Annotated in this window: 21 protein-coding genes; 13 read left to right on the top strand and 8 right to left on the bottom strand. The window is 69.9% G+C overall.

What is annotated here, in order from left to right; all coding sequences use genetic code 11:
• Window positions 1–2: 2 nt before the first annotated feature.
• Together I6J71_RS36465 and I6J71_RS36460 are read left to right on the top strand one after the other, a co-directional pair.
• Entirely contained in the window at window positions 3–332 is a 330-nt protein-coding gene (locus tag I6J71_RS36465; RefSeq protein ID WP_204091012.1) for a hypothetical protein, read from the top strand.
• A 1432-nt stretch (window positions 333–1764) separates the two neighbouring features.
• Entirely contained in the window at window positions 1765–2277 is a 513-nt protein-coding gene (locus I6J71_RS36460; RefSeq protein WP_204097410.1) for an NADAR family protein, read from the top strand.
• Between the two features lie 207 nt (window positions 2278–2484).
• Here the strand turns inward: I6J71_RS36460 and I6J71_RS36455 are convergent, their stop codons facing one another.
• Window positions 2485–3162 carry a Gfo/Idh/MocA family protein gene (locus tag I6J71_RS36455; protein ID WP_239154111.1) on the bottom strand — a complete coding sequence of 226 codons (678 nt, stop codon included), beginning with the start codon at window positions 3160–3162 and terminating at the stop codon, window positions 2485–2487.
• A gap of 174 nt (window positions 3163–3336) precedes the next feature.
• Here I6J71_RS36455 and I6J71_RS36450 point away from each other — a divergent pair, with 174 nt between their 5' ends.
• The 4 genes from I6J71_RS36450 to I6J71_RS36435 are packed head-to-tail and all read left to right on the top strand — an operon-like array spanning window position 3337 to window position 7660.
• Window positions 3337–4299 carry an ABC transporter substrate-binding protein gene (locus I6J71_RS36450; protein ID WP_204091011.1) on the top strand — a complete coding sequence of 321 codons (963 nt, stop codon included), beginning with the start codon at window positions 3337–3339 and terminating at the stop codon, window positions 4297–4299.
• Window positions 4286–5179, top strand: a complete 894-nt coding sequence (locus tag I6J71_RS36445; protein ID WP_204091010.1) for an amino acid ABC transporter permease — start codon at window positions 4286–4288, stop codon at window positions 5177–5179. The genes I6J71_RS36450 and I6J71_RS36445 overlap by 14 nt, the downstream gene beginning before the upstream one ends.
• Window positions 5172–5939 carry an amino acid ABC transporter ATP-binding protein gene (locus I6J71_RS36440; protein WP_304503252.1) on the top strand — a complete coding sequence of 256 codons (768 nt, stop codon included), beginning with the start codon at window positions 5172–5174 and terminating at the stop codon, window positions 5937–5939. The genes I6J71_RS36445 and I6J71_RS36440 overlap by 8 nt, the downstream gene beginning before the upstream one ends.
• Entirely contained in the window at window positions 5936–7660 is a 1725-nt protein-coding gene (locus I6J71_RS36435; RefSeq protein WP_204091009.1) for an aminotransferase class V-fold PLP-dependent enzyme, read from the top strand. Before I6J71_RS36440 ends, I6J71_RS36435 begins: the two co-directional genes overlap by 4 nt.
• Before the next feature lie 138 nt (window positions 7661–7798).
• Here the strand turns inward: I6J71_RS36435 and I6J71_RS36430 are convergent, their stop codons facing one another.
• Together I6J71_RS36430 and I6J71_RS36425 are read right to left on the bottom strand one after the other, a co-directional pair.
• Complete coding sequence (locus tag I6J71_RS36430) at window positions 7799–7975, bottom strand: hypothetical protein (protein ID WP_204091008.1); 177 nt, start codon at window positions 7973–7975, stop codon at window positions 7799–7801.
• 259 nt (window positions 7976–8234) lie between these two features.
• Window positions 8235–9389: a macrolide family glycosyltransferase gene (locus I6J71_RS36425; RefSeq protein WP_204097408.1), complete on the bottom strand. Its 1155-nt coding sequence runs from the start codon at window positions 9387–9389 to the stop codon at window positions 8235–8237.
• A 314-nt stretch (window positions 9390–9703) separates the two neighbouring features.
• Between I6J71_RS36425 and I6J71_RS36420 the strand changes: the two genes are divergently transcribed.
• The 6 genes from I6J71_RS36420 (at window position 9704) to I6J71_RS36395 (ending at window position 15583) form a co-directional block, all read left to right on the top strand.
• Complete coding sequence (locus tag I6J71_RS36420) at window positions 9704–11278, top strand: alpha/beta hydrolase (RefSeq protein WP_239154110.1); 1575 nt, start codon at window positions 9704–9706, stop codon at window positions 11276–11278.
• 173 nt (window positions 11279–11451) lie between these two features.
• Entirely contained in the window at window positions 11452–12408 is a 957-nt protein-coding gene (locus tag I6J71_RS36415; RefSeq protein WP_204091007.1) for an ABC transporter ATP-binding protein, read from the top strand.
• Window positions 12405–13265: an ABC transporter permease gene (locus I6J71_RS36410; protein ID WP_239154109.1), complete on the top strand. Its 861-nt coding sequence runs from the start codon at window positions 12405–12407 to the stop codon at window positions 13263–13265. The genes I6J71_RS36415 and I6J71_RS36410 overlap by 4 nt, the downstream gene beginning before the upstream one ends.
• Window positions 13266–13318: 53 nt before the next feature.
• Window positions 13319–13951, top strand: a complete 633-nt coding sequence (locus I6J71_RS36405) for a hypothetical protein (protein WP_204097406.1) — start codon at window positions 13319–13321, stop codon at window positions 13949–13951.
• A complete protein-coding gene (locus I6J71_RS36400; RefSeq protein WP_204091006.1) occupies window positions 13948–14265 on the top strand; it encodes a transcriptional regulator in 318 nt (105 codons plus the stop codon). The genes I6J71_RS36405 and I6J71_RS36400 overlap by 4 nt, the downstream gene beginning before the upstream one ends.
• 1 nt (window position 14266) lies before the next feature.
• Window positions 14267–15583, top strand: a complete 1317-nt coding sequence (locus I6J71_RS36395; protein WP_204091005.1) for a DNA polymerase IV — start codon at window positions 14267–14269, stop codon at window positions 15581–15583.
• Window positions 15584–15622: 39 nt separating this feature from the next.
• Here I6J71_RS36395 and I6J71_RS36390 read toward each other — a convergent pair whose 3' ends face one another.
• The 5 genes from I6J71_RS36390 to I6J71_RS36370 all read right to left on the bottom strand — a co-directional run bounded on the left by I6J71_RS36390 (window position 15623) and on the right by I6J71_RS36370 (window position 21100).
• Window positions 15623–16717, bottom strand: coding sequence for a glycoside hydrolase family 88 protein (locus I6J71_RS36390; RefSeq protein ID WP_204091004.1), 1095 nt, complete (start codon window positions 16715–16717; stop codon window positions 15623–15625).
• 103 nt (window positions 16718–16820) lie between these two features.
• Window positions 16821–17486 carry a FadR/GntR family transcriptional regulator gene (locus tag I6J71_RS36385; RefSeq protein ID WP_239154108.1) on the bottom strand — a complete coding sequence of 222 codons (666 nt, stop codon included), beginning with the start codon at window positions 17484–17486 and terminating at the stop codon, window positions 16821–16823.
• Between the two features lie 13 nt (window positions 17487–17499).
• Window positions 17500–18543, bottom strand: coding sequence for an ABC transporter permease (locus I6J71_RS36380; RefSeq protein WP_204091003.1), 1044 nt, complete (start codon window positions 18541–18543; stop codon window positions 17500–17502).
• Window positions 18540–20075, bottom strand: a complete 1536-nt coding sequence (locus I6J71_RS36375) for a sugar ABC transporter ATP-binding protein (protein ID WP_204091002.1) — start codon at window positions 20073–20075, stop codon at window positions 18540–18542. Before I6J71_RS36375 ends, I6J71_RS36380 begins: the two co-directional genes overlap by 4 nt.
• Window positions 20076–20140: 65 nt before the next feature.
• A complete protein-coding gene (locus I6J71_RS36370) occupies window positions 20141–21100 on the bottom strand; it encodes a substrate-binding domain-containing protein (protein ID WP_239154107.1) in 960 nt (319 codons plus the stop codon).
• 422 nt (window positions 21101–21522) lie between these two features.
• On the opposite strand from I6J71_RS36370, the gene I6J71_RS36365 reads away from it, so the two are divergent.
• Window positions 21523–22644 carry a CapA family protein gene (locus I6J71_RS36365; protein ID WP_204091000.1) on the top strand — a complete coding sequence of 374 codons (1122 nt, stop codon included), beginning with the start codon at window positions 21523–21525 and terminating at the stop codon, window positions 22642–22644.
• Window positions 22645–22680: the final 36 nt, after the last annotated feature.

Here is a 22680-nt window from a genome sequence, read left to right as displayed (position 1 = left end):
CCTTGGTCACCCTCACCACCTCAACCGGCGTCAGAATTGGAAACCCGACCGCGAACACCTTTGCGGCCCTGCTGGAATCCCTGCCCCGCGGCGCCCTCGCGATCCTCCACTGCGCCCACGACAACGAATTCTGGCAAGTCTGGTACCGCCCCAACGGCATCTACCAACGCGAGTACCGCGCCGGCACCCCCTCCGAGCACTATCAAACACTCACTGTTTCCAGGGGAAAGGTCACCACCGCATTCCTCGGCTGGCTGAAAGGTGACGGCCAATGGAAAGCCGCTTTCACCTGGACCAACATCGGCCACTGGTTCAAGGACGACGAAGACTGAGTCGGCACGGTGCTTCGTTGGACTGCTAAACCCCTGCGGGACGGCAATGGTTCCCCCTCGGGTGAACGAGGAAACCGTCGGCATCGTTTGCGGCCCTGTTGAATACTCGACCGCGGCGCTCCGCGACGGAATCACACGCCTTGTCGCATCGCCAACAGCTTGCCGTGAAGACGAAACCCCGCAGCTAACCCACCTGCTCGCCGCACTGCTGCTGAAGACACGACCGCAACGCCTCGAACATGAGAGAACGACCCACTTCGTTGCATTGCCAACCAATAACCGGCTGCAACGAAAAAACGAAATAGTAATCACCCACACCTCCCCCCCCGGCCCCGATCCTCGGCCTCCTCTACGGTACTCACTTTGTGTCAAGGTACGCTTTCCAGCCTTGACACAATGACAGGATGTCGTTCCCATGGAATCTTTTCTCCCGTAGCGCGTTTTCCGTGTTGGTGAGGACGACGCTCGCCTTCCGCGAGAACAACCATTGCCTACGGCAAAAAGAGACTTCGCCTTCGGCGAAAAGCTCACGTGACGCTCCCCGAAGCCAAATTGTGACTACGGTTCGGGGCCTCTTGTCAAGGCGGGAAAGCGTACCTTGACAAGAGGCCCAGAACCGCGTTCTGGCTTCGTATCGGGGAGCAGGGCGGGGGTTGGTCGTTCTCGTTCGTCCGAGCATCGGTGACTTTTTGTAGATGGTGGTCGGTCGCGGGTGGCGGTGGCCTGGTTTGAAGAGAGGCCGTGGAGAGGTCGGGTCGGTGCGGACGGGTTGCGGTTGGGGAAGTGGCCGTCGGTCACCAAAGAGGGTGGTCGGGTTCGAGGAGCGGTCGCACGAGGTGGCCAGCTAGGTTGAATGGGCTGCGGTCGGGCGGATGGCGGTCGGTCACCGGTGAGGCCGGTCCGGATTCAACGGGCAGTCGCACAACATGGCCAGTCCGACTGAATCGGCCGCGGTGGCGGAGATGCCAGTCGGTCACCGGTGAGGGCGGTCGGGTTCGAGGAGCGGTGCACAAAGTGGCCAGCTCGATTGAATCGGCCGCGGGCCGGACAGATGGCAGTTGGTCAACCGGTGAGGGTGGTCGGGTTCGAGGAGTGGTCGCACGCGGTGGCCAGCCCGGTTATAGGCTGCGCTCGGGCGGATGGCAGCCGGTCACCGGTGAGGCTGGTCCGGTTCGACGAGCGGTCGCGCAAACGGTCAGACCGCAGAGGCCGACCACAGCCAGCCGAACGCCCACCGGCCCGTACCGAACTGGTCCAGTTCAAAGCCCGGGCCACCCGCCACCAGCACCACCCAACCCCCGCCATCCGGCCCAACCAGCGAAAACACCACGCAACTTCCCCTGCCCTCAGCCACACTGTCGGTATGCCACCGTAGCCCCGGACGTTCGACGAGCTCTGTCGTGCCCTCGATCGGGGCCGGCGGTTCAAGTACTTGCCCTTTTGGGTACACCGGCCGGACCCGGGTAACCGCATCGGGGCGGGGTGTCTGAGCCAGTGGTGGCCGGCGGCGTTCGAGCGGGAGGGAAGGATCTTCGCGACTGCCGAGCACTACATGATGTGGCGCAAAGCCGTCCTCTTCGGTGACGCTGCGGCGGCTGCGAAGATCCTCGCCGCGAAGCACCCCGGGCAGGCCAAGGCGTTCGGCCGGGAGGTGCGCGGGTTCGAGGCCGACGTGTGGAACGCGCACCGCTTCGAGATCGTCGTCGAGGGCAACGCGGCGAAGTTCGGGCAGAACGCCGGGCTCGGGCAGTACCTGGGCAACACCGGTGAACGCGTGCTCGTCGAGGCGAGTCCGGTGGACCGGGTGTGGGGGATCGGCCTCGCGCCCGACGATCGGCGCGTTGGTGAACCGCGAGCGTGGCGGGGGCTGAACCTCCTCGGCTTCGCGCTGATGGAGGTCCGTCGGGCGGTCGGCACGCGTGGGCGCAAACCCGCGGCCGAGTAGATCGCGTCCAGCACCGTCATCGTCTCGATCGCGTCCGCCGGAGAGGTCGGCACGGGGCCGTCGTGCAGCACTGCGTCCGCGAAGGTCTCCAGTTGGCACGCATACGACGGCCGTCGCGTGAAGCGGACGACTTCGCGGCTGCCGCCGGAGCGCCGGATCGACAACCGGTGGTAGAAGCTCGGCGAGATCGGGTTGACCGCCCGCAGCTCACCGCGGCTGCACTGCACCCGCGCGCTGATCCGCAGCACGTCCGAGGACCACAGCGAGCACCGCACCCGGCCCGTCGCGCCGGACGGGAACGCGAGTGACGCCGTCATCGCGCGGTCGACGCCGGGGGAGCGCAGCTTGGCGCGGGCGGACACCACCGCAGGCGTGGCGCCGCCCCGTAGGCGTGGCGCCGCCCAGTAGGCGGGCCAGGTGCACCGCGTAACAGCCGGCGTCCATGGTGGCGCCGCCGGCCAGGCGCAGGTCGCAGCGGATGTCCTTGAACCGGGGCAGCGGGAAGCACACCGCTGCCTCCACGTGCCGCACCTCGCCCAGTTCGCCGGACGCGAGGAGTTCTTCCATGCGCCGCGCGAACGGGTGGTAGCGGTAGTGGAACGCCTCCATCACCACGAGCCCCGACGCGTCCGCCGCGTCGGCGACGGCGCGGGCTTCGGAAGCGTTGGCGGTGAACGGTTTCTCGCACAGCACGTGCTTGCCCGCGGCCAGCGCGGCGAGCGTCCGGCGTCCGTGTAGGCCGTTGGGGGTGGGGTTGTCGACCGCGTCGATCGACGGGTCCGCCAGCAGCTCCTCGTAGGTCGAGTGCACCTGGGGGATGCGGTGCTTCGCCGCGAACGCGTGGGCGCACGACATCCCGAGCGGCGACGGCGGCGATGTCCACATCCGGGTTCTCCCGGGCCGGCCTCAGGAAGGCCGCGGGTGCGATCGCGGCGGCTCCGAGCACTCCCCTGCGCATGATCCGGCACACCAGCGGACCAGCGGACTTCAACTAGGCGTTGACCTCTTCAACAACGAGTTGTAGCGTTCCGCCCACCACGACGCCTTGGAGGTCCCCACATGCCGTCGCCGTCCCGTACCCGCGCCTGGCAGGCCGGCCTGCTCGCCGGCTCACTCGCTCTCGTCACCGCCGCCTGCGGAGGTGGTCCCGACGGCGCCGGCGGCTCGGCCGCCGCCGACCAGCCCGCGGCCTCGGCCATCCCGGACAACTCCGCGCTCATCTCCGCCGTGAAGCCGGACGCGCAGCTCACCGCCGCCCTGCCGCCCGCGGTCGCGCAGGCGAAGACGCTGCACCTCGCGTCGAACATCCAGTCGGCGCCCAACAACTTCTATTCGAGCGACGGCAAGACGCCCATCGGCTACGAGGTCGACCTCGCGAAGGCGATCGGTGCCAAGCTCGGCGTCACGGTGTCGTACCAGGACATGGCGTTCGGCTCACTGATCACGAGCCTGCAGTCCGGCCGGGTCGACCTGACCATGGCCGCGATGAACGACACGAAGGAGCGCCAGCAGCAGATCGACTTCGTCGACTACTTCTCCTCCGGCATCACGATCATGGTCCGCAAGGGCAACCCCGACGGCATCACGGGCCCGGACACGTTGTGCGGCAAGAACGTCGCCGTCGTCCAGGGCACGAGCCACCAGAAGTTCGCCGCCGCGCAGAGCACCAAGTGCACGCAGGCCGGCAAGCCCGCGATCACCGTCACGGCCACCGACTCCGACACGCAGAACCAGAACCAGCTGCGCACCGGCCGCGTCGCCGCGATCCTCAACGACCTGCCCAGCGCCGTCTACATCTCGCGCACAGCCGGCGACGGCAAGTTCTTCGAGGTCGTGCCCGGCCAGCCCATCGAGGGCGGCCCGTACGGGATCGGCTTCACCAAGACCAACACGAAGCTGCGCGACGCCGTGAAGCAGGCGCTGCAGGAACTCGTCGCCGACGGCACGTACGGCAAGATCCTGCAGGCCTGGGGCGTGGAGCAGGGCGCGGTCAAGGAGGCAGCCGTCAATGGCGGGAGCTGAGCCGCTGCCGATCGTCCGGCTCAGGCACTGGGGCCGCTGGATTGCGGCGGTGCTCATCATCGCCGTGCTCGTGCTGCTGGGGTTCGCGCTCGCGCAAGCCCAGATCGAGTGGGGTTCGGTGCCGGACTTCGTGTTCTACCGCGTGATGGCGGTCGGCCTGCTCAACACCGTGGTGCTCGCGGTGATCTCGCAGGCCGTCGCCATCGTGCTCGGCATCCTGATCGCGTTGCTGCGCCGCAGCGCCAACCCGGTGGCGAGGTGGTTCGCCGCCGCGTACATCTGGCTGTTCCGCGGGCTTCCGGTGCTGCTGCAGATCCTGATCTGGTACAACCTCGCGCTGATCTTCCCGACGATCTCGATCCCGCTGCCCTTCGGCGGCTACCTCGTCCACGAGCAGACGAACGTGCTGATCAGCGCGTTCACCGCCGCCCTGCTCGGCTTGGCGCTCAACGAAAGCGCGTACATGGCCGAGATCGTGCGCGCGGGCCTGAACAGCGTCGACGTCGGCCAGACCGAAGCCGCGAAGTCGATCGGCATGACGCCGGGCGCGACGCTGCGGCGGGTCGTGCTGCCGCAGGCGATGCGCGTGATCATCCCGCCGACCGGCAACGACTTCATCAACATGCTCAAGGGCACGTCGATGGCGTCGGTGATCGGCGTGACGGAGCTGATCCACGCGGCCAACAACATTTCGTCGAACAACCTGCTGGTGATGGAAACGCTGATCGCGGCGGCGATCTGGTACATGGTCGTGGTGACCGTGGCCGGCGTCGGCCAGCACTACCTGGAACGCGCGTTCGGGGCGGCCGACCGGGGCCCGGTGGCGCGCGCGGGCAAGGCGTTGCGCGGGATGCCGCTGGTGAGGAGTGCACGTGTCTGAACCTTTGCTGCGTGCGGTCGACGTCCGCAAGAGCTATGGGCACACCGAGGTGCTGAAGGGCATCGACCTGGAAGTCCACCGGGGCCAGGTGGTGTGCCTGCTCGGGCCGTCGGGGGCGGGCAAGAGCACCTTTCTCAGGTGCCTCAACCACCTGGAGACCATCGACGCCGGCCAGGTGTGGGTGGACGGCGAGCCGATCGGGTTCAAGCTGCGCGGCGGGAAGCTGTACGAGCTGCGCGAAAAGGACGTCGCCAGGCAGCGCCGGGACATCGGCATGGTGTTTCAGCGCTTCAACCTCTTCGGGCACCGGACGGTGCTCGAGAACGTGGTCGAAGGGCCCGTGCGCGTGCTCGGCACGAACGCGGAGCGGGCGCGCACGGAGGCACTGGACCTGCTGGACCGCGTCGGGCTCGCGCACCGCGCCGACGCGTACCCGGCGCAGCTTTCGGGTGGTCAGCAACAGCGTGTCGCGATCGCGCGATCGCTGGCGATGAAGCCGAAGCTGATGCTGTTCGACGAGCCGACGTCGGCGCTCGACCCGGAGCTGGTGGGGGAGGTGCTCGCCGTGATGAGTACGTTGGCGCAGGAGGGGATGACGATGGTGGTCGTGACGCACGAAATGGCCTTCGCCGCCGAGGCGGCCGACGAGGTGGTGTTCCTCGCCGACGGCGCGGTGGTCGAAACCGGTCCGCCGGAGCGCGTGCTGAAGGCGCCGGAGCACGAGCGCACCCGCCAGTTCCTCGCGCGGGTCCTCTCGTGACGCGGATCTCGCCCCGGTACCTGCTGCAGTTCGACGAGCCCGCCGGCTACCTGGACTTCGCGCGTTTCGGCCCGCCCTCGCACGCGGTGCTCGACACCACGGCGAGCCTGCTCGAGGCGACGACGAAGGCCGGCCCGTCCACTGTGGACGAGCTGATGCGCCAGGAGACGCGCGCGAAGGCGGCCGCCGCGCGGCTGTGCGGCAGCGACACCGACCACACGGTGCTGCTGCCGCACACGAGCCTGGGCCTGTTCCAGGCGGCGTTCAACAGCACCGGTGAGGTCCTCGTGTCGGCGGCGGAATTCCCGGCGAACACGTATCCGTGGGCCCGGGCCGAGCAGGCCGGGCGGGTGCACGTTCGGCGGTTGCCCAGCGGGTACGTGACGGCTTCTCGCGTCGCGGAGGCGCTGACGCCGGAGACGACGGTGGTGTCGGTGAGCGCCGTCGATTTCCGCACGGGCTACCGCGCGGACCTCGCCGCGCTGCGTGAAGCGGTGGGCGACCGGCTGCTGGTCGTCGACGCCATCCAGGGTTTCGGCGTGGTCGAGGAGCCGTGGGAGGTCGCGGACGTGCTCGTGGCCGGTGGCCAGAAGTGGCTGCGCGCGGGCTGGGGCACGGGGTTCGCCGTGTTGTCCGACCGCGCGCTGGAGCGGCTGGAGCCGATCCTGTCCGGCTGGACGGGCGCGCGCGACCCCGGCCTCTTCGACGACGAGATCCACCCCGCCGACGCGACCGCCGCGGGCTGGTCGATCTCGAACCTGAGCCCGGTCACGTCGGGTGCCTTCGCGGCGGCACTGGAACTCGTGGAGGAAGCGGGCGTCGCGGCGATCGCGGGCCGGATCGCGGAACGCGTGGGCGCGCTGGAAGAAGTGCTGCTGTCGCTGGGCGCTTCGATCGTGTCCGCGACTGAACGGCGCGCGGGCATCCTGGCGTTCACCCTGCCCGGCCACCCGGCGGAGCAGGTCGGCGCGGCGTTGTCCGCGGCCGGCATCGCGGCGACGGTCCGCCCGGAGCACGTGCGGCTCTCCCCGCACGCATCCACGGCCGTCTCCGCGGCCGACGCGCTTCGGTCCGCTTTGGACGATCTGCTGCGGCCGCGCAGGTTCGTCGTCGTCCCCCCGGCCGCCGCCGGCGCGGCGACGCACGCGTTGCTGACCTCGCTGATCCCCGCCGTCGACGGCCTGGCCGCCATGCTGGGCCCCGGCAACGAGGTGCTGCTGCACGACCTGTCGCGCCTGCCCGACTCCATCGTCGCCATCGCGGGCGACGTCACCGGCCGGACGGTCGGCGGCCCCATGACGGACCTGCTGCTGGGCCTCGTCCGTCGCGGCACCACGCAGGACCTCACGAACTACCAGACCCACGGCCCGGACGGCCGCCCGATCCGCTCGTCCACCCTCTTCCTGCGCGACGCGGACGGCGCCGCCGTCGGCTGCCTGTGCGTGAACAGCGAGACATCCGCGGACGGCGCCGCCGCGCTTGCGCGCGCGGAAACGTTCCCCCCGGACGTCGACAGCCTGCAGCGCTTCCTCGTCGACCGCGCGATCGGCAAGGCGGGGATCCCGGTGGAGCTCATGAAGAAGCGCCACAAGGCCGCCGTGGTCCGCGAACTCGACGAAGCGGGCTTTTTCCTGATCAAAGACGCGGTGGACCACCTGGCGACGCACCTGGACGTCACGAGGTACACGATCTACAACTACCTCAACGAGATCCGCGCGTGAGAGAAGCGAGGAGGGCTGCGGCGGAACGGCTGGTTACGCCGCCGCAGCCCCGGCTTCGCTCAGCAGCCGAGGAAGCCCGTCGCTCAAGGCCTTGAGAAGGCGCTGCTTCACCTTGCCGGTCAACGATTCAGCAAGGGATCAACGCAGCAGGTCATTCTTGAATCCGGTGAGCACTCCGAACCACGTCCGCGGCTGCAAGAGGTTCCACACACTCTTGACCGCCGTCTTCACCACGACCTCTTCGAGCGGCAGCCGGCGATGTTGCTCACGCGACTGCAGGATGACCTTGGTGACCCGGTTTCGGCAACGGTCCACGGTATGCCTGTTCGATGTTCTTCAGAACGACGTCGGTCAGCGCGTTGCCGAGCCGTTCGGTGGCCTCGACTGTGCTGTTGGGCTGCGGGCCTGACGAGTGCTCTCGGTTGTTGCCGGGGTGTAGCGCGGACCGGGAACCGCAACACCAACGGCACAACGCGCCGAAACGAAAGCGCCGGCGGTGATCACTGCCGAGGCTTCGCGATCCGCACGTGAGAGAGGCGGGGTTCCGAAGGTCACCGGGGACCCCGCCCTGCGCTCACTCCAGGAACGCCTCCACCGCATCGGCGGCCACTTCGATCCCGCCGTGTGCGCGGATTTCGGCCTTCAGCGCGGCCAGCCGTGCGGCCACGTCCGCCGAGGCGGCGACCTCGTCCACCAGCCTGCGCAGGGACGCGGGAGTGACGTCCGCGGCCGGGAGGTGGCGGCCGACGCCGAGGGATTCCAGCTGGGCGGCGTTGCCGAACTGGTCGGCGGCCTGCGGGATGGGGACCGCGGGCACGCCGTACCACAGGGATTCCGTGCAGCTGCCCATCCCGGTGTGGGTGACGAACGCCGAGGCGGCCTCGAGAACCGCCAGCTGGGGCACGCGTTCGTGCACTTCGAACGACGACGGTAGCGGGCCCAGGTCCGCCGGTGACACGGAGGAACCCAGCGACAGCACCACGTGCCACCCGGAATCCGCGAAAGCGGAGAGGCACGCCCGGTACACGGGCAGCTGGTCGGTGAACGCCGTGCCGAACGAGACCAGCAGCACGGGTTTCCCGTCGGACGGCGGGGTCCAGCTGCGGTCGGCCAGGCGGTCGGGAGACAGGCACGGCCCGACGAACTGCACGTGTGAACCGACGCGGTCCCCGTGCGGCTGCATTGCGCGCGGGATCAGGGACAGCACGCGCGGCGGGTGGCCCAGCCACGTCCACGCGTCCTCGTCGACGCCGTTCTGCAGCAGCCACTCGCCGAGAGTCCGCGCGTAGTCCACACCGGACGGAGAGGTCTTGATCGGGTCCATGACCTCGGCCATGTCCTCGTCGTAGCCCTCCCACGCGACCAACGTCGGCGAGAGCTGTACGGCGGGCACGCCGTACCGCGAAGCCAGCAGCGGTGCGCCGAGCCCGCCGATGTCGTAGAGCACCAGGTCCGGCCGGTCGTCGTCGAACGCCTTCAGCAGCAGCGGGTGCACGGCGATCGCCTCGTCGAGGAAGACGCGCATGGCGTCGGCCGGGTCGTCGGGCCAGATGCCGGCCTCGCCGAGGGGCAGGATCGTCGGGTGGGTGACCACGTCGGCACCCGTCGGCTCGACCAGCGACGCCAGGGGCGAACCGACGACGTAGCTCACGCGGTGGCCGCGGCGCACGAGTTCGGCGATGACACCCAGGGACGGGTAGATGTGGCTCGGCGCGGTGGCGCCGACCATCACGATGTGTTCGCGCAAGGTGGTGGGTCCTTTCCGGACTGCAGGAAGGGCCCGGCGCGCAAGGGGACGGCCGCGCACGTGCGCGGCGGTGAAGAGTCACGCCGGGTCAGAGCCGCCGAATGCGCGGGAAGATCGTCATGCGGGCCACCGTAGCGGCCCGCGTGGGCGACGACCAACCCGATTTCCGGCTCGAACGTCCACCTTTAGTAGGGACTATCGGGCCGCGACGGGCGAAGTGCCGCTCAGCGGGCACGAAGGGGTCTAGGGTCTGGCGGGCCCCCGACCGACTCGAACCCGACAGGGAAGGAACACCTGTGAGACGTGCTGTCTTCGCGGCGGTCGCCGCCGCGACGCTGGCCTCGCTGGTCGCCGCGCCCGCCGCCGGCGCGGCGCCCGCCGCTCCGGCCCCCGCGGCCTACACCCCGCCGCCCGTGGCGTGGGGACCGTGCGACAACGCCGGCCTCCAGGCAGCCGGCGCCCAGTGCGGTTTCGTCACCGTGCCGCTGGACTACCAGAACCCCGGCGGCGCCAAGGCACAGCTCGCCGTGAGCCGCATCAAGCACAAGACGCCGGACTCGCAGTACCAGGGCGTCATGCTCACCAACCCCGGCGGCCCCGGCGGTTCGGGGCTCACGCTCGCGCGTGTCGGCGGCAACGTCCCGAACCACGCGGGCGACGCGTACGACTGGATCGGCTTCGACCCGCGCGGCGTCGGCTCCAGCAAGCCCGCGCTGTCCTGCGACAACGGCTACACGAGCTTCGACCGGCCCTCCTACGTGCCGCTCACGCCGCAGCTGGAGAAGACCTGGCTCGACCGCGCCAAGAACTACGCCGCGGACTGCGCCAAGAAGAACCCGAAGGCGCTGCTCGACAACCTGAAGACCACCGACACGGTGCGCGACATGGACTCGATCCGTGCCGCGCTGGGTGCCGAGCAGATCAACTTCTACGGTTACTCGTACGGCACCTACCTCGGCCAGGTCTACGGCACGATGTTCCCGCAGCGCGTGCGCCGCATGGTGCTGGACTCGACCGTCGACCCGCGCAACGTGTGGTACCAGGCGAACCTGAACCAGGACGTGGCGTTCGACCGCAACATCAACATCTGGTTCGGCTGGCTCGCCAAGTACGACAGCACGTACCACCTGGGCAAGACGCAGGCCGCGGTGAAGGCGACCGTGGACCGCGAGTTGGTCAAGCTCTCGCTCAAGCCCGCCGGCGGCCAGATCGGCCCGGACGAGCTCACCGACGTCATCCAGCAGGCCTCGTACTACCAGCTGACCTGGCTCGGCGTCGCCGACGCGCTGTCGGCCCTCGTGACCAAGGGCGACCCGTCGCAGGTCAAGGCCCTGTTCGAGTCCGACAGCGACAACGGCTACGCCGTGTACCTCGGCGTGCAGTGCACCGACGTGCAGTGGCCGACGAACTGGAACCAGTGGCGCGTCGACAACTGGAAGACGTTCCTCAAGGCGCCGTACTTCACCTGGCAGAACGCCTGGTTCAACGCGCCCTGCGTGTTCTGGCCCGCGAAGGCCGGCAAGCCGGTGCAGGTCGACGGCAAGGGCGTGAAGAGCGTGCTGATGATCGACGAGACGCTGGACGCGGCCACGCCGTACGAAGGCAGCCTCGAGGTCCGTAGCCGCTTCCCGGGTGCGTCGCTGATCGCGGAGCCGGGTGGTACCAGCCACGCCATCACCCCGCGCGGCAACGCGTGCGTCGACACCAAGATCGCGGACTACCTGGCGACCGGCGCCCTGCCGGCCCGCAAGCCGGGCCGCACGGCGGACGTCGAGTGCGCCCCGCTGCCCCAGCCGCAGCCGGCGCCGTCCGCGCCGGCCGCCCAGGAGCAGGCGAAGGCGCGGTCGCTGCCGCTGGTGGGTCACCTCTGACCTGCTGAAACAGCACGGCCAAGCGCCGGGTGGGGACTTTCCCCACCCGGCGCTTCGCCGTCTGCGGGGCCTTGATCAATCGGCTTCGCCGCACATAGGGCTTTCCTTCGCAGCGAAGTTTGTGTTACAAAGTTCGCCTGGAGGTTTGCGATGCAAAGTCGACGGGGGACGAGATGAGCGAGGCGTTCAGCCTGCGGGGACTGACCAAGCGGTTCGGTCCCGTGCTCGCGGTCGACGGGTTGTCACTGGAGGTCGAACGGAGCGAAGTGGTGGCACTGCTGGGCCCGAACGGGGCCGGCAAGTCGACCACGGTCGACATGCTGCTGGGGCTGACGAAGCCCGACGAGGGGGACGTGCGGGTGTTCGGTGGCGAGCCGCGCGCGGCCGTCGACGCCGGGCGCCTGGCGGCGATGGTGCAGAACGGGTTCCTGCTGCGCGACGTTACGCCGGCGGAGCTGGTGGCGCTGATGCGGTCGATGTACCGCAACCCGCTGCCCGCCGGGGAAGTCGTCGAACGGGCGGGCATCGGCGAGTTCGCCCATCGCCGATGCGGCAAGCTGTCCGGCGGCCAGCTGCAGCGCGTGCGATACGCACTGGCGCTCGCCGGCGACCCCGAACTGCTGGTGCTCGACGAGCCGACCGCCGCGATGGACGTGGACGGGCGCCGGTCCTTCTGGGCGTCGATGCACGAGTTCAGCGCGTCCGGGCGCACGGTGCTGTTCGCGACGCACTACCTCGCCGAGGCTGAGGACTACGCCGACCGCGTCGTCCTCATGCGCCACGGCCGCGTGGTGGCCGACGGGACCGTTGCCGAGGTGCGCGCCGCCGTGTCCGGGCGGGTGCTGCGCGCCGTGGTGCCAGGGGCGAGCCAGGCCGCGCTGGCGGATCTCGCCGGCGTCACCACGGCGCGCATCCAGGGCGCGCGGGCCGAGCTCGCGTGCGCGGACTCCGACCTGGCGATCCGCGCGCTGCTCACGACGTTCCCCGAAGCCAGTGACATCGAGATCACGGCCGTCGGGCTCGAAGAAGCGTTCCTCGCCTTGACCTCCGACACCTCCGACACCGCCGACACCGCCGACACTGCCGACGCCCCGGACACCACCGGCGGACCGGAAGGAGCTCTGCGATGAACCTCGTCTACCTGCGCCTGGAGATCCTGCGCATCGTGCGCAGTCCGCAGTTCGCGTTGTTCACGATCGCCGTGCCGCTGGGCATGTTCCTGCTCTTCGGCGGCTTGTTCGGCGACTACGTCGGGCCCGACGGTGTCCGGGCGAGCACCACGACGATGATCAACACGGGTGCGTACGGCGCCATGAGCGGTGCACTGTTCACCGGCACACGCGTGGCGACCGAACGCACCGACGGCTGGCAGCGCCAGCTGCGCCTCACGCCGATGCGCGGCCCGGACTACCTGTTCGTCAAGCTCGCGTCCGCGATGGCGATGGCGCTGCCTGTGCTGGTCGTGGTCTTCGTGGCCGGCGCGCTGCGCGGCGTCGACCTCACCGGTGGGCAGTGGCTGCTGACGGCGCTGGCCGTGTGGCTGGCCGCGTTGCCCTTCGCGGTGCTCGGGCTGATGCTGGGGCTGTTCGGCAAGGGCGACACCGTCGGCGCGATGACCGGGGGCGCTGATGCTGCCGCTGGGCGTGTTCGGCGGGTTGTGGATGCCGCTGTCGATCATGCCGACGTGGATGACGACGGTCGCGCACTTCGTCCCGACGTACTGGCTCGGCCGCGTCGGCGCGATGCCGGTGACGCACTCCGGCGGGCTCGGGCTCGCCGTCGGCGTACTGGCCGCGTGGCTGGTCGTGCCCGCGCTCGTGGTGGTGCGGCGGTTCCGGTTGGACACGGCGAAGGTCGTGTGACTTGTTGCCAATCCGACCAAAAGCAGGCGGGCACCCAACGGGACGTTACCGTGTCTGGCGACCGTTCCCGCCGTGACTGTGGTCGGATCGGTAACGAGCAGCACAGTAGCTTCCGTGCTGCATAGGGGTCAGCACGGTGGGAGGGCGAAGCAAGGTGGAAGACGACGAAGAGCAGCCGATGACGGCGGCCGAGTCGCTGAACCTCATCGCCCGGCAGAACGAGCGGACGCGGCGGGAGCTGGGGGCCGGCCCGGCGCGCCTGCTCGGGGTATGGGCCCTCGCGTGGCTGGTCGGCTGGGCTCTGGTGTTCCTGTCCGATCCCAGCCACGCGAGGCCGCTCATGCCGGGGTGGCTCTCGGGGGTGGTGGTCGCAGTGCTGTTCGTGTCGGCGATCGCGTACTCCATCTACTACGGCAGCCGCATCAACCGCGGCATCCGCGGCCCGTCGCGGCGCATCGGCGCGATGTACGGCTGGAGCTGGATGATCTCGTTCGCCGCGCTGTGCCTGATCAACATCAGCGTGATGAACGCCGGCGTGCTCGACCCGCACACGATCTCCTTGCTGTGGTCGGGCACCTCCCTCCTGCTCACGGGGGTGCTGTACCTCGCGGGCGGCATGCTGTGGCAGGACAAGCTCCAGTACGGCTTCGGCGTGTGGATCATCGTGTCCGGCGGCGCGAGCGTGCTCGTGGGCGTGCCGGGCAACTTCCTCGTGCTGTGCCTGGCCGGCGGTGGCGGCTTCCTCGTGGCTTCGCTCGTGTACTTCGTCCGGGAGCGGCGCCGCGGGCCGACGCGGGCGGCCGAGCGGTGACCGAGGCCAGCCTGCCGGAACTCGACCCGGTGATCCACGCCCAGGCCCGCTTGCGCGTCACGGTCGCGCTCGCCGGGCTGCACCGGGGCGACCAGATCACCTTCCCGCGGCTGCAGCAACTGCTCGACATGACGGCCGGCAACCTCTCCACGCACCTGCGCAAGCTCGAGGACGCCGGGTACGTCGAGATCACGAAAGCCTACGAGCACCGCACCCCCGTCACGCTCGTGCGCCTGACCGCCAAGGGCCGCGCCGCGTTCGAGGCCTACACCGAGGCGCTGCACCGGCTCCTGGACGCCACCGGCGGGAGCTGACGTGACCCGCTGGGTCGTCCACCTCGACCTGGACGCCTTCTACGCCTCGGTGGAGCAGCTCACGCGGCCGACGCTGCGGGGTCGCCCGGTGGTCGTCGGCGGCACAGGCCCGCGCGGGGTCGTGGCCGGGGCCAGCTACGAATCCCGCGAGTACGGCGCGCGCTCGGCGATGCCGATGTCGCAGGCGCGGCGGCTGCTCCCGCCCGGTGCGGTGGTCCTGCCGCCGCGGTTCCGGCTCTACGAAGTGCTGAGCAAGCAGGTCTTCGACGTCGTCTCTGAGGTCGCGCCCGTGCTGGAGCGCATCTCGCTCGACGAAGCGTTCGCCGAACCGCCGTCGCTGGCCGGGGCTTCCGTCGAGGAGGTGACGCGGTTCGCCGAGGACCTGCGGGCGCGCATCCGCGCGGAAACCGGCCTCACGGCGTCGATCGGCGCGGGCACGGGCAAGCAGATCGCGAAGATCGGCTCCGACCGGGCGAAACCCGACGGCTTGCTCGTGGTGCCACCGGGCACGGAGCGGGGATTCCTCGCGCCCCTGCCGGTGCGGGCGTTGTGGGGCATCGGGCCGGTTGCGGAGGCGAAGCTGCGCACGATCGGCGTGCTCACGCTGGGGGAGCTGGCCGCGCTGTCGGAGGCCGACGCCGTGGCGACGCTTGGGGGCGTGGTGGGCCGTGAACTGCGCAAGCTCGCGGGCGGCACCGACGATCGCGCCGTCGCCGAACGCGGCGAGGCCAAGCAGGTCAGCGCGGAGACGACGTTCGACACCGACATCGTCGACTTGCCGACGTTGCGCGCGGAGGTCCGCAAGATCGCCGCGGGCGCCCACGCGCGGCTCGTCAAGGCCGGGCGGGTTGCCCGCACGGTCGTGATCAAGCTGCGGCACACGGACATGAGCACCGTGACGCGGTCGGAGACCACCGCGTCGCCCACCGACGACCTCGGCCAGCTCGCCGCCACCGCCGAACGGCTGCTGCTCGACCCCCGGGAGTTCGGCGGCGTGCGGCTGGCCGGGGTCGCGTTCAGCGGCCTTTCCGTGCCGCACCAGGACGCATTGTTCACCCTCACCGTGCCCGCGGCCGCGGAACCGGTGGTGGCGACCACGCCGTCGCCGGGCGGGTCGGCACCGGTGTCCTCGAGCGGCTGGCGCCAGGGCGACGACGTGGTCCACGCCGAGTTCGGCACGGGCTGGGTGCAGGGCGCGGGCCACGGCCGCGTCACCGTGCGGTTCGAGACCCGGTCCTCGGGCCCGGGGGTGGCGCGGACGTTCGAGCAGACCGACCCGGCGCTCACCCGCGGGGACCCGAAGGACTGCCTGAAGTAGCCGGCCGGGCCGCTCCTGGGCGGAACGGCCCGACCGCGGTCACTGCGCCGGCGGCAGCGCGCAGCCCGGCGTGAGGTCCGCGACCTGCTGACCCGCCAGCAGGAACGCGCCGACCCCGTACCCCGACGTGTCCGTCGCCGCGGCCGGCCCGGGTCCGTCCGTCTTGGGCTGGACGTAGCCGACGAGACCGTCGGCCGTCACGGCCTTGGTGGACAACGCCTGCCACGCCTTCTCGACCGCCGGCTTGAACCAGCGGCTGTCGAGGACACCCGCGTTCACGCCCCATGCGAGGCCGTAGGTGATGAGCGAGGTGCCGCTGCTTTCAGGGCCGCCGAAGGGGAGCAGCAGGTTGGCGTTCCAGAAGCCGTCGGGGCGCTGGAGCACGCTCAGCGTCGTCGCCATCTTCTTGAACACCCGCAGGTACTCGGGCCGCCGCGGGTCGTTCGCGGGCAGGACCTGCAGCACCTTCACGAGCGCGGCGAGCGCCCAGCCGTTTCCCTGCGACCAGTAGCCGATCGAGCGCGCGTCGGTGCGCCACAGGCCGGTGAACTCGTCGAAGAGGTTCTTTTCCGTGCTGTGGAAGAGCTTCTGCATCGCCTCCAGCGTGGGTTCGGACGAGTCCATGACGCCGATGCGGGCGAACGACGGCATCGCCATGTTCAGCGCGCCGACGTGGTCCCAGTAGGCCGTGTGCCCGGCCTGGACGCTCGCCACCTCGTCGGCCAGGCGCGAGCGCAGGTCCGCGAGGATCGGCGGGTCGGGGTGGAAGTAGGTGTAGAGGTCGAGGTACGCCTCGCCGGCTGCCTCGTCCTCGGCGCGGAACGGCTGACCGGGTGTGGCCGGCAGCAGGTAGTTGTTGGCCTGGCCCCACGGCAGGGTCGTGTGGTTGGACACGCCTGTGGTTCTGACGACGGCGAGGTTGCCCACGTGGAACGTCGCGTTCTGCGAGTCCGCCGGTGCCAGGTTCTCGCCGTGGGCCACCCAGTAGTCACCGGCCTTGACCATCAGGTCGGCCACCGAGCACTGCGCGGCGGGGGCCGCCGGCGCCGCGGCCGCGGTGGCCGCCGGTGCCAGCCCGCCGGCCGTCACCGCCGCCGCGAGCACGGCGAAGCCGCGGATTCCCGGGAAACGCATGGCTGCGTCCTCCTCAAAGGCTCAGGGCGGCGGGAGCCACCGCGATCGGTGGCCGGTCGATCACGGACTATGGTGTGGACCACTTGACGTGTCAAGGTGCCGGTCAGTGGTACGCCGCAACGGTTTCCAGCAGCCGCCGCGTCGCGCTCTCCGCACCGTCGGCGTTCTTCGCCAGCACGGTGGTGAGCACTCGCGAGTGCGCCACCAGCGTGCCTGCCGTCGGTTCCGGCGCCGCGCGCAGCGCGGCGACCACGGGCACCTGCAGCTGCGTGATCAGTGCGTTGCCCGCGGCCCGCACGAGTGCGGCGTGGAAGAGCGCGTCGGCTTCCGCGAACTCTGCGGTGTCTTCGCGTTCCACCGCGTCCGTCAGCAACCCGTACGCGGCGGCCAGCGCCGAGAGCTCGTCGCGGTTCCGGTGCTGCGCCGCGAGCCGGGCGGCCTGCGGCTCGACGAGGTGGCGCAGCTCGAGCAGATCGTGCAGCTGGCGCTGCCCGTCCGGCCCACCCACGCGCCAGCCGATCACGTCCGGGTCGATCGCGTCCCAGGCTTCCGGCGGCTGCGGCCACGTGCCGACCCGCGGCCGCGCCGCCACCAAGCCCTTCGACTGCAGCACCCGCAGGGCCTCCCGGACCACCGTCCGGGAGGCCGAGAAGCGGCGCCCGATGTCCTCCGGCACGATCGGCTCGCCGGCGGGCAGCGTGCCTTCGACGATCAGCCGGCCGAGCGCGTCGACGACGCGGGCGTGCAGGCCGGCTCCGTCCTCCCCCACGACAGAGCCCACGTCAGGCCGGGAGACCGACGCGGCGCTCCCCGCTGCGCAGCTGCTGCAGCACGACGGCGACCACGAGCAGCGCACCGTGGGCCACGTTCTGCCAGAACTGGTTGATGCCCAGGCCCGACATGCCGTTGTCGAGCACGCCGAGGATGAACACCGCGAGCACCGTGGAGACGATGGATCCCTTGCCGCCCTTGAGCATCGTGCCGCCGAGCGCCGCGCCCGTCACGGCCTGCAGCTCGAGGCCTTCGGAGCCGGACGTCGGCTGGCCGGAGCCGGTGCGCGCGGTGATCAGCACCCCCGCGATGGCCGCGACCACACCGACGAGCGCGTACACGCCGATGATGTAGCGGTTGATGTTGATGCCTGCCAGGCGCGCGGCCGTGTCGTTGCCGCCGATGGCGAACACGTTGCGGCCGATGTCGGTGTACTTCAGCAGGAAGTGCAGCACCGCCGCGACGATCAGGAACACCCACACCAGCGTCGGCAGGCCGAGCACGCTGCCCTTGGCCAGGAAGATGAACAGGTCGTCGGCGCCCGTGTAGCCCTGCGCCTTGCCATCCGATACGACCTGCGCGATGCCCTTGTACGTCGCGAGGGTCGCCAGCGTCGCGACGACCGGGTTCACGCGGCCGAAGATGATGATCAGGCCGTTGACGAGCCCGCACGCGATGCCGGTGCCGACGGCGGCCAGGATGCCGACGATCGAGCTGCCGGTGGACGTGAACGCCATCGCCGAGATCACCGACGCGAGGCCGGCCATCGAACCGACGGAGATGTCGAGCGCGCCGAGGATGATCACCAGCGTCTGCACGAGCGACAGCAGGCCCATGATGGTGATCGCGCTGCCGATCAGCAGCAGGTTGTTGGTGCGCAGGAAGTTGTCGTTGAGCGTCGAGAGCAGCACGACGAGCACCACGAGCGTGATGATCAAGCTGCTGTTCTGCACGCCGATGCCGCCCAGCACCTTGCGCGCGGTCGACACGCGGTGCGGATCGGGGTGGTCGGTCGGCTGCTCCTGCGCGGAGCTGGGCCGGGTCGGGGTGCTCACGCCCCCACCTCCTGGATGTCTTCGGCGGCCGGCTCCGTCGCCGGGATGGCCAGGGTCAGTACGGCTTCTTCGGTGGCTTCGTCGCGGCCCACTTCGCCCGCGACGTGCCCGGCGCGCATCACGACGATGCGGTCGGCCAGCGCGAGCACCTCGGGCAGGTCGGACGAGATCACGAGCAGGGCGATGCCTTCTTCGGCGAGACCGTCGATGATCCGGTAGATCTCAGCCTTCGCACCGACGTCGACGCCGCGCGTGGGCTCGTCGAGGATCAGCAGCCGCGGGCGGCGGGCGAGCCAGCGCGCGAGCACGGCCTTCTGCTGGTTGCCACCCGAGAGCTTGCGCACCTCCTGCTCCATCGACGGCGTGCGCACACGCAGCTCGCGCACGTACTCCGCCACGAGTTCGCGCTCCTTCGCGCGCCGGATCACGCGGAAGCGGCGCAGGCGGTCGAGCACGGCGATGGACACGTTGTCGCGCACGGATCGCTGCATCAGCAACGCGTCGGTCTTGCGTTCCTCGGGTGCGAACCCGATGCCCGCCTTCACCGCGTCGCCGGGGTTGTGGGCTTTGAAGCGCTTCCCGCCCAGTTCCACGGTTCCGGAGCGCACGGGTAGGTCGCCGACGATCGCGCGCGCCAGCTCCGATCGGCCGGCGCCGACGAGCCCGGCGAGGCACACGACCTCACCGGCGCGGACCTCGAACGAGATGTCGGTGACGTCGTCGGTGGTCAAGCCCTCCAGCCGCAGCACGACCTCGCCGGTCTCGGCCGTCTCGCGTCGTTCGAGCGCCGACAGGTCGCGCCCGATCATCATGCGCACCAACTGGTTCTCGTCGGTGCCGGCGGCCTGCTCGACGCCGATGAGCTTGCCGTCGCGCAGCACGGCGACGCGGTCGGCGAGCTGGAAGATCTCCTTCATGCGGTGCGACACGTAGACCACGGCCACGCCGGAGTCGCGCAGCCGGCGGATGAGCCGGAACAGCGCCTCGACCTCGTGCTCGGACAGCGACGACGTCGGCTCGTCGAACGCGATCACGCGCGGCGGCGTGGCCGCGGTGAGCACGCGCAGGATCTCGACGAGCTGGCGTTGTGCGGCCGACAGCTTGCTGCCGAGCGTGGCCGGGTCGAGCACGCCTTCGAACCCGTACTCGACGAGGGCGTCGTGCGTGCGCTGGTTGAGCGTGCGGCGGCTGAACACGCGGGCGCGCGCGGGCAGTTCGCCCACGAACACGTTCTCCGCCACGGAAACGTGCGGGATGATCTCCGGTTCCTGGTAGATCACGCGCACGCCGGCGGCCATCGCGGCGCGCGGGTTGTCGAACACCACGGGCTCGCCGTCGAGGCGCAGCGTGCCCTCGCTGGGCTCGTGGTCGCCCGAGAGCACGCGCAGCAGGGTCGACTTGCCGGCGCCGTTCTCGCCCATGAGCGCGAGGACTTCGCCGGAGTGGAACTCCAGCGTCACGTCGTCGAGCGCGGTGACGCCGGAGAAGCGCTTGCCGATGCCCTCGGCGATCAGCGCCGTGGAACTGGCCATGGTGAGCCTTCCTCACAGGGGAGCCCGGGGGCGTCGCTTGTGGACACCCCCGGGCCGCGGACGCGTCAGGTGCAGTTGACGCCGGCCGCCTTGAAGTTGTCCTTGTTCACCATCGTGGTCTTGGCGATGCTCTCCGCGGGGAGCTCCTTGCCGTTCTTGATCTTGTCGACGAGCACCTGGATCGCGGTCTTGCCGACCTCGGCTCCCGAGATGTAGAGCGAGGACTTGTTGCCGGTGTCCTTGCCCGCGGCCCAGTCCTTGCAGTCGAGGTAGGCACCCAAGCCGACGCCGAGGATGTTGTTCGCGGCGACGCCGGAATTGGCGAGCGCGGTGACGACGCCGGTCTCGTTCTCGTCGTTGCAGCCCCAGACGATCCAGTGCTTCACGCCCGGGTTGGAGCTGATCACGGCGCCGGAGCGGTTCTGCGCGTCGACGGGGGAGTTGTCGGTGCCGACGTCGATCACCTGCACCTGCGCGCCGGAGTCCTTCTCGAACGCGGCCTTGGCGCCGTTGACGCGGTCGGTGCAGACGGTGAGGTCCTGCTTGTAGGCGCTGATCACCTTGGTGTCGGCGGCGGACCAGCCGGCGGCCTTGAACAGCTTCGCGGCTTCCTGGCCGACGGACGTGCCCATCTGGGTGCCGTTGAAGCCGACGAACGCCGCGGCCTTGCCCTGGCCGTCCTTGATGACGTCGTCGGAGGCGACGAGGGGGATGCCGGCGCTCTTGGCCTTGTCGATGACCTCCGGGCCGATGGCCTGGTCGGGCACCACGATGGCGACGCCGTTGGCGCCTTGCGCGACGGCGGCGTCGAGTTCGGTGATGGCCTTGTTGGCGTCCTGGCCGAGGTTGACGACCTTGAGGTCGACGCCCAGCTCCTTCGCCTTCTCCTGCGCGCCCTGCGCCTGCTCCACGAAGTACTGCTGGTCACCCTGCTTCTGCAGGTAGTACAGCGTGATCTTGCCGTTGGTAGGCGCCTGCTGCGCGGGTGCGGCGGCGTCCTTGCCCGACGAGCACCCGGCCAACACCGCACCGGCAATCAAACAACAACCAACAACGCTCCAGGTGCGCAACCTGTGCGGGTATGTGGACATCCAGTGCTCCCATGGGGGCCGAAGGCGAGTGGTGCGTCTGCGTGAACCGCGCGTGGCTCGTATTACAAGACACTGGATCGGGTGACGTCAACCACAGGTTTGTGGGCGGTTAGCAGGGTGTTACCTACTCAGTGTGATCACTTCACGGCGGCGGACGCGGTAATTATCGTATTTTTTCCTGCCTGGCCAGGGTTTGTTACCCTGCGCTGGTGGTGACCGGTTTGCGGTCGCTGGTGGGTTTTCTTGTTGACTTAGGTGTGATTACGATCCGTGATGCCGGGGCTTGCGGCCTGTCCGGTGGACATGCGGCAGGATGTGGCGCGCAACGCGGCCGTATCTGGACGAAGGGGGCGAACGTGGCACGCATCCGACCGGCCTTGGCGTGGGCCGGAGCCGTGCTGGTGCTGGCGGGGTGCAGTGGTGCGCCGGCCGCGCAGCCGGCTCTGCCCGCTTCGCCGGTGCCTTCGTCGCCGGCTGCTCCCGCGGCTTCCTTCACGGTGGTGGCCACCGGCGACGTCCTCATCCACCCGCCGCTGACCGACCAGGCCATGGCCGACGGTGGCGGCACCATCGACTACCGGCAGATCCTCGCGGGCGTGAAGCCGCTCGTGTCCGGGGCGGACCTGGCGATCTGCCACCTCGAGACACCGTTGGCGCCCGAGGCTGGGCCGTACACGGGGTACCCGTCGTTCAGCGCGCCGCCGGTCATCGCGGACGCCCTGAAGGACACCGGCTACGACACCTGCTCCACGGCGTCGAACCACACCCTCGACAAGGGCGCGGCGGGCATCACGCGCACGCTGGACAAACTCGACGCGGTGGGCCTCAAGCACACGGGTTCGGCGCGTTCGGCCGCGGAAGCTGCCAAGCCCCTGATCCTGGATGTCCACGGCGTCCGCGTCGCGCAGCTCTCCTACGCCTTCGGCTTCAACGGCATTGAACGCCCGGCCGGCAAACCGTGGCTGGCCAACGAGATCGACGCTGATTCGATCCTCGCCGCCGCCCACGCCGCCCGGGAAGCCGGCGCGCAGGTCGTGATCGCCAGCCTCCACTGGGGCACCGAATACCACCACGAGGTGACGGCCTCACAGGAGTCGTTGGCGCGCAAACTCCTGGCCTCCCCTGATCTCGACCTGATCATCGGCCACCACGCCCACGTGGTCCAGCCGTTCGAGAAGGTGGAGAACAAGTGGGTCGCCTACGGCCTCGGCAACGAAATCGCCCGCCACGACGACCCCCGCGGCTCCACCGAAGAAGGCGTCGCCGCCCGCTTCACCTTCTCCCGCTCCGGCGCCCACTGGACCGTCTCCCGCGCCGAATACCTGCCGACCCTCATCGACCTCGGCCCACCCATCCGCCTCCGCGACCTGACCACCGCCACCCCCACCCCCCGCGGCACGGAAGCCCTCTCCAACACCGACGAGGTAGTCCTCTCCCGCGGCGCCGCCGACAACGGCCTCACCCGTCCAGGCAAGTAGCCGCAATCCACCGGCGCCCCAGCGGCCACAGAACAA

Source organism: Amycolatopsis sp. FDAARGOS 1241, assembly GCF_016889705.1.
In the GTDB taxonomy this organism is placed as follows: domain Bacteria; phylum Actinomycetota; class Actinomycetes; order Mycobacteriales; family Pseudonocardiaceae; genus Amycolatopsis.
Note: the sequence above shows the minus strand (reverse complement) of the source record. Positions and strands in the feature narration are given on the sequence as shown.